The sequence below is a fragment of the Rubrivivax sp. A210 genome, from assembly GCF_904426505.1.
GTDB lineage: Bacteria > Pseudomonadota > Gammaproteobacteria > Burkholderiales > Burkholderiaceae_C > Rubrivivax.
Genome location: NZ_CAJGBN010000001.1, coordinates 208,385 through 220,827 on the forward strand (window position 1 = coordinate 208,385; position 12,443 = coordinate 220,827).

The following is a 12,443-nucleotide window of genomic DNA, read 5'->3' on the forward strand; positions in this document are numbered from 1 at the left end:
CTCAGCCGCGCACGCAGCAGGCTATGCAGTCGGTCAGGCCCACGCGGCGCCCTGTGGTGAGCCACTGCGAGGTCTTGGCCGTGGTGAGGTCCATCTCGAGGCTGGCAGCGGCCAGGTCCGTGCCCCGCGCTGGCGTGAAGGCCAGCTCAGCGGGCACCGGCACCAGCTCGGTCACCACGGTGACATTGGCGGGCACCTTGATGCGCAGCTTGACGACCTTTTTGATCGGAGGTTGGGCCATGAATTCCTCGCTTGGGTTGACGGACGCTGGGTCCGGGTGAAAGACAAAGTATGGAGCGGCGCCGCGCGCCCTGTCCATCCCCGCGCCGCCGGAGATCCCCGCGGGCCGCGGGCGACTATGCTGCGCCACTCCCATCCCGGACGGCGCCGCCCGTGAAGCTCTGCCTGCTGTCGATCAACTGCAACCACCGGCACTATTCGCTTGGCGTCTACGTGCTGGCGGCCATGGTGCGCCAGCACCTGCCGGAGGTGGGCGTGCGCGTCCACAACCATTCGGTGCGCACGACGCCGCGCCAGTTGCTGTTCGATGTGATGGCCGAGCCCGCCGACGTCTACGGCTTGTCGGTACACCACGGCCATGGCGACAGGGTGGTGGCGCTGGCGCGCGACATCCGGCGCCTGCAGCCTGGGGCGGTGGTCGTGATCGGCGGCGTCGATGTCGCGACGCTGGACGGCGCCAGCCTGGGTGGCTGCGTCGACTGGTGCGTGGTCGGCGAGGGCGAATGGGCCCTGGTGCATCTGTTGCAGGCGCTGCAGCGCGGCGAAGAGCCGGCGCCGCGGCCGGGCCTCGTGCGGCCGGGCCAGGCCACCGCGGCCGTGGGTGCCAAGCTGCTGCAACAGACCCATCTCGACGACTTCCCGTCGCCCTACCTGAACGGCGCCTTCGACGCCTGGGACCGCCACCCCACGGCCTATGTCGAGACCTACCGCGGCTGCGTCTGGAACTGCAATTTCTGCCACGAGGGCCGTGGCCGCAGCGGCATCGCCAGCTATTCCGAGGCTCGCATTCGCGCCGAGCTCAACCTGCTGCTGGCGCGGCCCGAGGTCAGGCTGATCGAGTTTTACGACACCATCTTCAATGTCGAGGCGGCGCGCACGCGCTGGCTGCTGCGCCACCTGATCGAGCACAACGCTCGCGGCGTGCGTTTCATCGGCGAGTTCATGCTCGAATGGCTGGACGACGAGGAGATCGCGCTGCTGGGCCAGGCCCGCTTCGCACTGATGGAAGTGGGCCTGCAGAGCAGCAATCTGCGCACGCTGCGGCGCAGTGGCCGCAAGACCGACCTGGACCGCTTCGCCGAGCGCGCCCGCGCCGTGCTGGAGCGCACCGACACCGATTTGTGCATCGACGCCATGTACGGCCTGGACGACGAGACGCTGGACGACTTCACGGCCACGCTGGACTGGATAGGGCACCTGGAAGGCAGCAACGGCCGCCGCCCCACGCCCATCCTCTTTGCCACCCATGTCCACCCGGCGACGCGGCTGTTTCGCCGCAAGGGCCAGACCATGCTGCTGGACGCAGCCCGCGGCGGCCGCCCGCTGACGACGGCCACGCTCGCGCTGCGCGACACCGAGCGCTTCTACGAGATCTTCTACGGCTACCTCTGCCTGCGTGCCACCTTCCCGCGCAGCATGAACCGCGTCACCGGCGCACTGCTGCACCTGGCCGGCATCGAGCTGTCGCAGGTCTATGCCGGCGTGGCGCGCGTGCTCAAGGCCGATGCCGAGACGCGCGTGGTCTTTGAGCAGGCCGACTGGAGCGAATTCCGCTCCAACCCCATGCTGCGGCTCTACCTCGACGCCATCGACCGCCGCTACCTGCTGGCGGTGGCCGATGAACTGGGCGCCGCGGGAGATGGCCTGATCGAGGAATTGCAACGCTGCATCGCGCTGGAGCAAGGCGAGCCCGCCGCTCCATTGGAGCCCGACCCGCGCGGGGCCAGCACCGCCGCCGCGTGAACGACGCTGGCGTGACATCCTGGCGCCCCCGCCGGCCGCCCCTGGCCTAAGCTCGGCCCATGGGTAGTTTCTCCTCCATCGCCGTGTCCGGCATGAATGCCGCGCAAGCGCGGCTGGACGCGGCGGCGCACAACATCGCCAATGCCCAGACGCCGGCGCTGCGTCGCCTGCAGGTGGTGTCGGCCAGCCAGCCCCAGGGCGGCGGCGTGTCGACCGCGGTGTCGCAGCGCGAGGTCGACAACGGTTCGCTGGAATCCGACATGGTCGACCAGATCGTCGCCAAGCACAGCTTCCTGGCCAACCTGGCGGTCTTCCGCGCCGGCGACCGCATGCTGGGAACGCTGCTCGACGAGCGCGCCTGAGCCCTGAGCCTGGGCGCCGCGCATCGCGGCAATCCCGGGGGCGACAGGGTCGGCGCAGCCCGCACAATCGCCAGCCATCACCTCCGCCACCCGCCGCTGCCAGGAGCTGTCTTGCCCGACAACGACATCGATATTGCGCGCGCCGCGCACTTGCACCGCATCACCGACATTGCCCGCCAGCGCCTGGGCATAGACGACGAACACCTCGTCCCCTACGGCCACCACAAGGCCAAGCTGGCACTGCCTTTCATCGCCTCGTTGGCGGCGCGGCCACGGGGCCGCCTGGTTCTGGTGACGGCGATCAGCCCGACGCCGGCCGGCGAAGGCAAGACCACCACCACCATCGGTCTGGGTGATGCGATGGCGCAGATCGGCAAGAAGACGCTGATCGCGCTGCGCGAGCCCTCGCTGGGCCCGGTGTTCGGCCTCAAGGGCGGCGCCACCGGCGGTGGCCGCGCCCAGGTGGCGCCGATGGAGGACATCAACCTCCACTTCAACGGCGATTTCCACGCCATCGCCTCGGCCCACAACCTGCTGGCCGCGGCCATCGACAATCACATCCACCACGGCAACGCGCTCGACCTTGACCTGCGCCGCATCAGCTGGCGCCGCGTGATGGACATGAACGACCGCGCTCTGCGCCAGACCACCATCGCCCTCGGTGGCCCGGGCGCGGGGTTTCCGCGCCAGGACGGCTTCGACATCGTCGCGGCCTCCGAGGTGATGGCCATCCTCTGCCTGTCGGAATCGCTGGCCGACCTGAAGCAGCGCCTGGCGCGCATCGTGGTGGCCGAGACACGCTCGCGCCGGCCTGTGCTTGCGGCTGAACTGGGCGTACACGGCGCGATGGCGGTGCTGCTGAAGGACGCGCTGGCGCCCAACCTCGTGCAGACGCTCGAGAACAACCCGGCCCTGGTACATGGCGGGCCCTTCGCCAACATCGCCCACGGCTGTAACAGCGTGCTCGCCACGCGCGCTGCGCTGCACCTGGCCGACTATGTGGTTACCGAAGCCGGTTTCGGTGCCGACCTGGGGGCCGAGAAGTTCATCGACATCAAGTGCCGCGCCAGCGGCCTGCGCCCGGCGGCGGCGGTGCTGGTGGCGACGGTGCGCGCGCTCAAGTTCCACGGCGGCGTCGAACTCGCCGACCTTGGCCGCGAAGACCTGCCGGCGCTGCAGCGCGGCATGGCCAATCTCGAGCGCCATCTGCACAACCTGCGCGAGGTCTTCGGCCTGCCCTGCGTGGTGGCCATCAACCATTTCGCCGGCGACACCGAGGCCGAGCACGCGCTGCTGCGCCAGCACATCGGCGGCCTTGGCGTGGCGGTACACACGGCGCGCCATTACACCGAGGGCGGGCGCGGCGCCACCGCACTGGCGCAGGAAGTGGTGCGCCTGTGCGAGCAGGTGGCCGAGCCGCGCCTGGCCTATGCCGACGGGGAGACCCTGTGGGACAAGATCAACCTGCTCGCCACGCGCATCTATGGCGCCGCCGGCGTGCGCGCCGCGCCCGCGGTGCGCGCCCGCATCGAGGCGCTGCAGGCCGCCGGCCATGGCCATCTGCCGGTCTGCGTGGCCAAGACCCAGTACAGCTTTTCCACCGACGCCAAGCTGCGCGGCGCGCCCAGCGGCCATCTGCTGGACGTGCGCGAGGTGAGGCTGGCGGCCGGTGCCGGCTTCGTGGTGATGATCTGCGGCGAGATCATGACCATGCCCGGACTGCCGCGCTCGCCCGCGGCCGAGCGCATCGATCTGGACGAGGCGGGCGAGATCGTCGGCCTGTCCTAGGCGGCGCGCTTCATGCCGATTCGGCCTCGGGCGTCAGCACCGGCCCGCGGCCGCTCCAGCGGTCGAGCGCGAGGTAGATCACCGGCGTGATGTAGAGCGTGATGGCCTGGCTGAAGACCAGGCCGCCCACCACGGCCAGGCCCAGCGGCTGGCGCAGTTCGGCGCCGGCGCCAATGCCCAGCGCGATGGGCAGGGCGCCCATCAGCGCCGCCAGCGTGGTCATCATGATGGGGCGGAAGCGCAGGATGCAGGCCTCGCGGATGGCATCTGCCGGCGCCATGCCGCGGTGGCGCTGGGCATCGAGCGCGAAGTCGATCATCATGATCGCGTTCTTCTTGACGATGCCGATCAGCAGCAGGATGCCGATGGTGGCGATCAGCGTCAGATCCTGGCCGAAGAGCATCAGCGTGGCCAGCGCGCCTACCGCGGCCGAGGGCAGGCCGGCCAGGATGGTGAGCGGGTGGATGTAGCTCTCGTAGAGCACGCCCAGCAGCACGTAGATGACCAGCAGCGCGGCCACGATGAGGATGGCCTGGCTGCCCTGCGAGCTCTTGAACACGGCCGCATCGCCGCCATAGCTGGTGATCACCGAGGCCGGCATGGCGATGGCCTCGCGCACGCGGTCGATGCGCGCCGTGGCGTCGCCCAGGGCGGTGCCGGGGGCCAGGTTGAACGACACCGTCACCGCCTGCAGCTGGCCGACGTGGTTGATGGCCGTGGGGCCGACGCCGCGCTCCACCGTGGCAAAGCTCGACAGCGGCACCAGGGCGCCGCCGCTGGCGCGCACGTAGATGCCGGCGAGTGCGCTCTCATCCTGCCTGGCCTCGGGCGCCACTTCCATGATGACCTGGTAGCTGTCGGCGGCGCCGTAGATCGTCGACACCTGGCGCTCGCCGAAGGCGCTGAACAGCGCCGAGCGCACCGATTCGATGGAGACGCCCAGGGTGTTGGCGCGGTCGCGGTCTATCTTCAGCCGCGCCTGCAAGGCGCGCAGCTGGGCATCGCTGGTGACGTCGCGGAACAGCGGGTCGGCGCGCAGGCGGTCCTGCAGCTTGTTGGCCCAGTCATTGAGACCTTCGGACTGCACGCTCTGCAGGATGTACTGGTACTGCGCCCGGCTCTGGCGGCCGCCCAGCTGCAGGTTCTGCACCGGGCGCATGAAGACATTGATGCCGGCCACCTCGCGCAGCTTGCGCCGCAGGCCTTCGACCACCTGCTTCATGGCCGCCCGCTCGGCGCGCGGCTTGAGGCTCACGAACATGCGGCCGGTGTTCTGCGAGCCGCTGCCGCCGTTGAAGGAGCTGACGGCAAAGACATTCGGGTCGGCGCGGAAGATGGCCGCGGCGCGCTCCTGCAGGCGCACCATCTCGGGGAAGGACGTGTCCTCGGCGGCCTCGGTGCTGACCTGGATCTGGCCGATGTCCTCTTCCGGGAAGAAGCCCTTGGGGATGAGCACGAAGAGCACCGCGGTGGCGGCAAAGGTGGCCAGGGCCACCAGCAGCACCGTCTTGCGGTGGCGCAGCGCGGCGTCCAGCGTGCGCGTGTAGGCGGCCAGCAGGGCCAGGAAACCGCGCTCGAAGCCGCGCACCAGGGCGCCAGGCGGCTTCTTGTGCGCCTCGTCCCCCAGGAAGCGGCTGGCCAGCATGGGCACCAGGGTCAGCGACACAAAGGCCGAGACCAGGATGGCCAGGCCCACCACCACTGCGAACTCGTGGAACAGCAGGCCTATCACGCCCGGCATGAAGAAGATGGGAATGAACACCGCCACCAGCGAGGTGGAAATGCTGATGATGGTGAAGCCGACCTCGCGCGAGCCACGCAGCGCCGCCTGGAAGGGCGGCACGCCGTCCTCGACGTGGCGGATGATGTTCTCGAGCATCACGATGGCGTCGTCGACCACCAGGCCCACGGCCAGGGTCAGGCCCAGCAGCGAGATGTTGTCCAGGCTGTAGTTCAGCCCCCAGAGCAGGGCCACCGCGCCCACCAGCGAGACCGGCAGGCTCAGGGCCGGAATCACGGTGGCGACGAAGCGGCGCAGGAAGAGAAAGATCACCAGCACCACCAGCGCGATGGTGCCGGCCAGCGTGAGGCTCACGTCGTGCAGCGCGTCGCGCACCGAAACCGAGCGGTCGTTCACCGGCGTCAGCGCCACCGACTGCGGCATCTGGGCCTTGAGCGCCGGCAGCGCGGCGCGCACGGCGTCGACCACGCGCACGGTGTTGGCGCCGGGCTGGCGCAGCACGGCCAGGGTGATGGAGTTCTCGCCGTTGAGCGTGGCCCAGCTCTTGAGTTGCTCGACGCTGTCCAGCACCGTGGCCACGTCCTTGAGCCGCACCGAGGCGCCGTTGCGGTTGGCGACGATGAGCTCGGCAAACTCGGCCGCATTGGCCAGCTGCCGGTTGGCCTGCAGCGTGAGTGTCTGGCGCGGGCCATCGAGCGTGCCCACCGGCGTGTTGACATTGGCCGCGCGCAGCGCCGCGCTCAGCTCATCGAGGCCGATGTTGCGCGCCGCCAGCGCCTCGGGCAGCACGCGCACGCGCACCGCGTAGCGCTTGGGCCCGAAGATGTTGACCTGGGCCACGCCGTCCAGCGTCGACAGCGTCGGCGTGATCAGGTGCTCGGCATAGTCCTGCAGCTCGCTCGGCGCCAGCGCGGGCGAGGTGAGGGCGATCAGCAGCACCGGTGCATCGGCCGGGTTCACCTTGCGGTAGGAAGGCGGCGAGGTCATGTCCTGCGGCAAGGCGCGCTGCGCACGCAGCAGCGCCGCCTGCACGTCCACCGCCGCCGCATCGACCGAGCGGCCTTCCTCGAACTCCAGCGTCAGCGAAGTGCTGCCCAGGGTGCTGGACGAGCTCAGCGTCTTGAGGCCGGGGATGGTCTGGAACTGCTTCTCGAGCGGCAGCGCCACCGAACTGGCCATGGTTTCCGGGTTGGCACCGGGCAGCGCGGCCGAGACATTGATGACCGGCGTGTCGTAGCTGGGCAGGGCCGCCACCGGAATGCTGCGGTAGCCGATGACGCCGGCCAGCACGATGGCGGCGTTGAGCAGCACCGTCGTGACCGGGCGGCGGATGAAGAGCTCGGACAGGTTCACGGCGCGGCGTCCTGGCCGGCCGGCGCGGTGCGGCGCGGCGCTGAGGCGCCCGACGCGGCGCTGGTGCCACCGCGGGCACCGCTACCGCCGCCACCAGCGCCTTTTTCGCCACCCTCGCGATTGCGTTCCACCACGGCGGCGCCCGGGCGCAGGTTCTGGCGCCCGTCGAGCACCACGCGCTCGCCGGCGCGCAGGCCGCTCACCGCCGCATCCTCGCCCTGGGCAAAGAGCAACTGCACCGGCCGCGCCGCGGCGCGGCCTTCTTGCACCACGTAGACCAGGGGGCCGCGCGCACTCTGCACGATGGCCGCCTGCGGAACCACCACGGCGCCAGCCAGCGAACGCACGGTGAGCGCCACGTTGACGAAGGCACCCGGCCACAGCTTGCCGCCGCGGTTATCGAATTGGGCCTTGACCTTGACCGTGCCCGAGGTGGCATCAACCGCGTTGTCGACGAAGCGCAACCGCCCGGAAAGCGGCGTGCCACCCTCAGGCAGGGTGGCGCTGACCGCGGCGCCGCCGCCCTGCAGCGCCACCAGCGCATCGGCCAGATGGCGTTGCGGCAGGTTGAAGGCGATGGCGATGGGGTCGAGCTGGGTGATGGTGACCAGCGTCGTCTGGTTGGCCTGCACCGAGCTGCCGACATAGACATTGATCGCGCCCACGCGCCCGGCGCCGGGCGCGCGCACGCGGGCATAGGACAGCGGCACCAGGGCGGCGTCGACGGCGGCGCGGTCGGCCGCCACCAGTGCGGCCTGGGCATCGACCGCGGCCTGGTTGGCGTCGAGCGCGCCCTGCGAAACGAAGTTCTGAGCCAGCAGCTCACGGCTGCGCGCGAGCTGGCGCCGCGCGTCGGCCAGGCCGGCCTCGTCGCGCGCCAGCTGGGCGCGGGCGCGGGCGACATTGGCCTCGTCGGCACGGGCGTCGAGGGTGAACAGCGGCTCGCCCGCGCGCACGAACTGGCCTTCGCGGATGTGAACCTGGGTCACCACGCTGCTGACCTGGGGCTTGACCTCGACGCTGGACAGCGGCGCCACAGTGCCGGTGGCGGTGAGTTGCACCGGCACGTCCTTGAGCTGCGCGCGCACGGTGGTGACCGACACCGGCGGAGCCGAGGCCGCCGCGCCCGTGCCTGACGCCGGGCTCGATGCGGCGCTGGCCGCCGACGACACCGGCGCAGCGGCATCTCGCGGACTGCAGGCGCTGCACAGCAGCGCCAACAGCAGGGCACAGGTCAGGCGGTGGGTCAGGGGGCGGGGCGGGGGGAAGGGAAGGGCAAACGGGGCAGTCATCGCGCCCATCATGCGCGAAGCGCCGTCTTCGGCACGCAACTTTGCGAAGTGCAACACGGGCCCAGGGTGGCCACGGCCGCAGCTCACAAGGTCGCCAGCGCGATGAGCGGGGCCACTCCGTCGGCTTCGCCGACCGTCAGCGCTGCGGTCCAGGCGCGCGCCGCCTTGTCGTCGCCCAGCACCGGCGCGGCCTGGTCGACGAACTTGGCGCGCAGCTGGGCCTGGCTCAGGGGCCGCTGCTGGCTGCCCACCGCGTGCTCGACGAAGCAGTGCAGCTCGCGGCCGTCGCGCAGCTTCACCGTGATGTCGGCCGCGGCCTCGTCGATGGCCTCGTCGACGATGGCCTCGACGCGGTCGCGCAGCGCAATGACCTCGGGCCGCCGCACCACCTCGTCGCTGTACTCGTGCTCGCCGGCACGGCCGTAGATCAGGCCCACGGCGCAGGAGTGGTAGACGCTGAACTTGGCCAGCAGGCCATCGGTGGGCGTCTTCTTGCCGGTGAGCTCGAGCACCAGCGAATGCACGCGCAACCTCACCTTGGCAATGTCTTCCGCACGCAGGCCGTGGGCCTCGCGCAGCTGCACGCAGCCATCGATGCTGGGGTGGATCACGATGCCGCAGGCGAAGGGCTTGTAGGTGTTGAGCGACACCTCCCAGGTTTCGCCCAGCCCGTCGACGATGGCCGACCAGTCGGTCTTGTCCGAGAACACCTGCAGCAGGCCGCGCGGCGCTTCCAGCGCACGGGGCGACGCGGTATAGCCGTGGCGCGCCATCAGCGCCGACATCAGGCCGGCACGCGCCGCACCGCCCGGGTGGAAGGGCTTGGTCATGCTGCCGAACTGCTCGCGCACGCCGATGGGTTGCGAGGCTGCAATGCCCAGAGCCATCTGGGTGGCGCGGGCGTCCAGGCGCAGCAGGCGCGCGCAGGCGGCGGCGCTGCCCAGCATGCCGGTGGAGCCGGTGATGTGCCAGCCACGGTCGTAGTGGTCGGGGTAGATGGCATTGCCGACGCGGCACGAGACCTCGATGCCCAGCACCAGCGCGTCGATCAGCTCGCGCCCGCTGCGCCCCAGATGCTCGGCCAGCGCCAGCGCTGCCGGTGCCACCGGCCCGGCGGGGTGGATGATGGTGCGCAGATGGGTGTCGTCGAAGTCCCAGGTGTGAGAGGCAATGCCGTTGACCAGGGCGGCACTGGCGATGTCGACGCGCTCGCGCCGCCCCAGCACCGCGGCCTGAGGCGCTGGCGCCAGTTCCTGCACTGCGGCCAGCGCCGCCTTGACGGTCTCGTGGCCACTGGGACCGATGGCGCAGCCCATCCAGTTGGCAAAGGTGCGATGGGCCTCGGCCTCGACCGCATCGCTCCAGCCGCGCGAAGCATGCTGGGCGACGAAGCGCGCCAGCGCCGCGGTGACGGGCGGGGCCTGGGTGTCGGCCTGGACGACCTGGTTGCGGACCATGTGCTGCTCCTGTCCTGTGGGGTTGCTCAGGCAGCGATGCGCATCGACAGATCGACGGCGCGCACATCCTTGGTCAGCTTGCCGATCGAGATGCGATCAACGCCCGTGGCGGCAATGGTACGGATGCTGTCGAGATCGACGCCGCCCGAGACCTCGAGCACGGCGCGGCCTGCGTTGATCACGCAGGCCTGGCGCATGTCGGCGAGCGAAAAATCGTCGATCAGGATGTTCTTGGCGCCGGCGGCCAGGGCCTGTTCCATTTCAGACAGGCTCTCGACCTCGATCTGCACCGAGACGCCGGCATCGAGCGCGAAGGCCGCCTGCAGCGCCGGTGCGATGCCGCCGGCGGCCGCGATGTGGTTTTCCTTGATCAGGATGCCATCCCACAGCGCCAGGCGCTGGTTCTGGCCGCCGCCGACGCGCACCGCGTACTTCTGCGCCTGGCGCAGGCCGGGCAGGGTCTTGCGCGTGTCCAGCACGGCGCAGCCGCGCGGATTGGGCGAGAGCCCGGCGATGGCGTCGACGTACTGGCGCGTCAGTGTCGCCACCGCTGACAGCATTTGCAGGAAGTTGAGGGCCGGTCGTTCGGCGCTGAGCAGGGCGCGCGCACGGCCTTCGATGCGGCACAGTTCGGTGCCGGCGGCCACGGCCTCGCCCTCGCGCACCGCCCAGGCCACGCGCGCCTCGGCATCGAGCGCGGCGACGCAGGCCTCGAACCAGGGCTGGCCGCAGACGACCGCGGTCTCCTTGGCCACCACGCGCGCCAGCGCCTGTCGATCCATGGGCACCAGCAGCGCGGTCCAGTCGCAGCGGCCTATGTCTTCCAGCAGCGCATCTCGCACATTGCGTGCGCGCGCCTCGCTCAGGGTTTCGTTGTGTTCGTGCATGGGCTGGCGATTGTGCCGGCTGTTCATGGTGGACATCGGCATGCTTGCCCTTGAGGCTGTATGTATGTACAGTCAATTGCGTGGAGGTCAGCATGAAGCACTCGTTCAGACAGCACTACCAACCCAAGCACAGCCGCGTCCCGGCCTGGCTCAGGCGCATCTGGCTCTGGCTTTGAGAGGGCATTGGGCCGCCATGTGCCGCAACATCAAGACGCTCTTCAATTTCGAGCCCCCGGCTTCCGAACTCGAGATCCGCGATGCCGCGCTGCAGTTCGTACGCAAGCTCAGCGGATTCAGCGTGCCGTCCAAGGCCAACGAGGCCGCCTTCGAAGCCGCCGTCGACGAAGTCGCCGCAACGGCGAGGCGCTTGATGCAGGCGCTGGTCACCAGCGCCGAACCTCGGCAGCGCGAGGTCGAGGCCGCCAAGGCCAGGGCACGGTCGGCGCAGCGCTTCGGCGACTCGACCACGCGCTCGACGTGAAGGGTAAGCCGATAGCCGAATTGCCAAATTTCGGCCCCAAGTCGCAGCAGATGCTGGAGCGGGCCGGCATCAAAACGCTGGAAGAACTGCGGCGCCTGGGCTCGGTCGCGGCCTATGTCCGGGTCAAGCGCTGCGGCGCGAGCACCAGCCTGAATCTGCTCTGGGCCATGGAGGGGGCGTTGACCGGCATCTCCTGGCAGGAGGTTGCACGCGAGCACAGAACCAGCTTGATCCTGGCGCTGGATGAGTTCGAGCGTGGTGGCCGCGATTGACTTGGCAGTACGACACAGGCCACTCCTTGGCATGCCTCTGCCGAGTCACTGATTCAGGCATCATTGCTTTTTTGTAGTTTACATAATATACATTGTGCGAAATTAAATAGAGCGTGGCTATCATTCCAACTGTCGATGCGCTTGACAGCCGCCAGGCCTGTCGTCCCCCCATGTGCCGCAAGTCGCTGCCAAGGCGACGGATTTTTGAGCCGGATCAACATTTGCTTGTGCCTGCGCCCAACAGCCCGCGGCCTCGCGCGGTCGAGCTCCCGATTTGAACGTGAACAGTCCTCGCCACCCACGCCCGCTGATCAGCCTTGCCATCGCTTGCGCGGCGATGTTGGGTGCTGGCGCGACCGCCAGCCCCGAGCGCCGGGTGGATGAGTTCTTGCCGGCCCAGCCCCGACGCGCAGCCGAAGCCTTCCCCCTGGTACCGCAACGGCCTGAACTCGCCGGGCTGCAAGAGCCGCCTCAAACTGCCGCTTCCAGCCCTGATCCAGGCTTGAAGCGCCATGCCGCGTTGGCGGGCATGGACGCCCGACGACGTGCCACCGAAGGCCAGGCTGGCGCCGATCCGGCAATGGGCAGCAGACGGAGTTCAGGCGGTGAGAGCAAGCAGCCGGAGCAGAAGTTCGCGCTCTTCGGCCTCGGGGCCATTCCTCTGGCAAGCGCGAGGGAAATGCCAAGGCGACGATCCGAGTCAGACAGCGATGGCATCGAAGCCCGCCCGCCCGCGCGTGACCCCGCGCCGCGTTGGCGCGCCACGCAAGAACCGGCCTTCGAGCTTCAATTGGGCGAGGCCATGCCCGTCATCCAATCGGTTGGCC

At 69.7% G+C, this 12,443-nt stretch carries 10 protein-coding genes; 5 read left to right on the forward strand and 5 right to left on the reverse strand.

The features are described from left to right. Position 1: 1 nt before the first annotated feature. Complete coding sequence (locus JMV16_RS00920; RefSeq protein WP_201492275.1) at positions 2–241, reverse strand: hypothetical protein; 240 nt, start codon at positions 239–241, stop codon at positions 2–4. Between the two features lie 152 nt (positions 242–393). Between JMV16_RS00920 and JMV16_RS00925 the strand changes: the two genes are divergently transcribed. The 3 genes from JMV16_RS00925 (at position 394) to JMV16_RS00935 (ending at position 4,133) form a co-directional block, all read left to right on the forward strand. After that, a complete protein-coding gene (locus JMV16_RS00925) occupies positions 394–1,983 on the forward strand; it encodes a B12-binding domain-containing radical SAM protein (RefSeq protein ID WP_201492276.1) in 1,590 nt (529 codons plus the stop codon). A gap of 59 nt (positions 1,984–2,042) precedes the next feature. Beyond that, positions 2,043–2,345, forward strand: a complete 303-nt coding sequence (locus JMV16_RS00930) for a flagellar basal body protein (protein WP_201492277.1) — start codon at positions 2,043–2,045, stop codon at positions 2,343–2,345. A gap of 111 nt (positions 2,346–2,456) precedes the next feature. Then, positions 2,457–4,133, forward strand: coding sequence for a formate--tetrahydrofolate ligase (locus tag JMV16_RS00935; RefSeq protein WP_201492278.1), 1,677 nt, complete (start codon positions 2,457–2,459; stop codon positions 4,131–4,133). A gap of 10 nt (positions 4,134–4,143) precedes the next feature. Here the strand turns inward: JMV16_RS00935 and JMV16_RS00940 are convergent, their stop codons facing one another. The 4 genes from JMV16_RS00940 to nadC form a co-directional block, all read right to left on the reverse strand. Beyond that, positions 4,144–7,227: an efflux RND transporter permease subunit gene (locus JMV16_RS00940; RefSeq protein ID WP_201492279.1), complete on the reverse strand. Its 3,084-nt coding sequence runs from the start codon at positions 7,225–7,227 to the stop codon at positions 4,144–4,146. Then, complete coding sequence (locus tag JMV16_RS00945; protein WP_201492280.1) at positions 7,224–8,519, reverse strand: efflux RND transporter periplasmic adaptor subunit; 1,296 nt, start codon at positions 8,517–8,519, stop codon at positions 7,224–7,226. The genes JMV16_RS00940 and JMV16_RS00945 overlap by 4 nt, the downstream gene beginning before the upstream one ends. Positions 8,520–8,602: 83 nt before the next feature. Next, a complete protein-coding gene (locus JMV16_RS00950; protein WP_201492281.1) occupies positions 8,603–9,976 on the reverse strand; it encodes an MmgE/PrpD family protein in 1,374 nt (457 codons plus the stop codon). Between the two features lie 26 nt (positions 9,977–10,002). Next, positions 10,003–10,863 (reverse strand): carboxylating nicotinate-nucleotide diphosphorylase, encoded by an 861-nt coding sequence (nadC, locus tag JMV16_RS00955; RefSeq protein ID WP_236580294.1) that lies wholly within the window; start codon positions 10,861–10,863, stop codon positions 10,003–10,005. Between the two features lie 193 nt (positions 10,864–11,056). Between nadC and JMV16_RS00960 the strand changes: the two genes are divergently transcribed. Together JMV16_RS00960 and JMV16_RS00965 are read left to right on the forward strand one after the other, a co-directional pair. Next, on the forward strand, positions 11,057–11,344 hold the full coding sequence (locus JMV16_RS00960; protein WP_201492283.1) for a DUF2277 domain-containing protein: 288 nt from the start codon (positions 11,057–11,059) through the stop codon (positions 11,342–11,344). Then, positions 11,341–11,616 carry a TfoX/Sxy family protein gene (locus JMV16_RS00965; protein WP_201492284.1) on the forward strand — a complete coding sequence of 92 codons (276 nt, stop codon included), beginning with the start codon at positions 11,341–11,343 and terminating at the stop codon, positions 11,614–11,616. Before JMV16_RS00960 ends, JMV16_RS00965 begins: the two co-directional genes overlap by 4 nt. Positions 11,617–12,443: the final 827 nt, after the last annotated feature.

Bases quoted from the DNA above. Each gene is read 5' to 3' on its own strand.
- JMV16_RS00920 (WP_201492275.1), bottom strand. From the start codon at position 241: ATGGCCCAACCTCCGATCAAAAAGGTCGTCAAGCTGCGCATCAAGGTG.
- nadC (WP_236580294.1), bottom strand. From the start codon at position 10,863: ATGCACGAACACAACGAAACCCTGAGCGAGGCGCGCGCACGCAATGTG.
- JMV16_RS00930 (WP_201492277.1), top strand. From the start codon at position 2,043: ATGGGTAGTTTCTCCTCCATCGCCGTGTCCGGCATGAATGCCGCGCAA.
- JMV16_RS00945 (WP_201492280.1), bottom strand. From the start codon at position 8,519: ATGACTGCCCCGTTTGCCCTTCCCTTCCCCCCGCCCCGCCCCCTGACC.
- JMV16_RS00950 (WP_201492281.1), bottom strand. From the start codon at position 9,976: ATGGTCCGCAACCAGGTCGTCCAGGCCGACACCCAGGCCCCGCCCGTC.
- JMV16_RS00960 (WP_201492283.1), top strand. From the start codon at position 11,057: ATGTGCCGCAACATCAAGACGCTCTTCAATTTCGAGCCCCCGGCTTCC.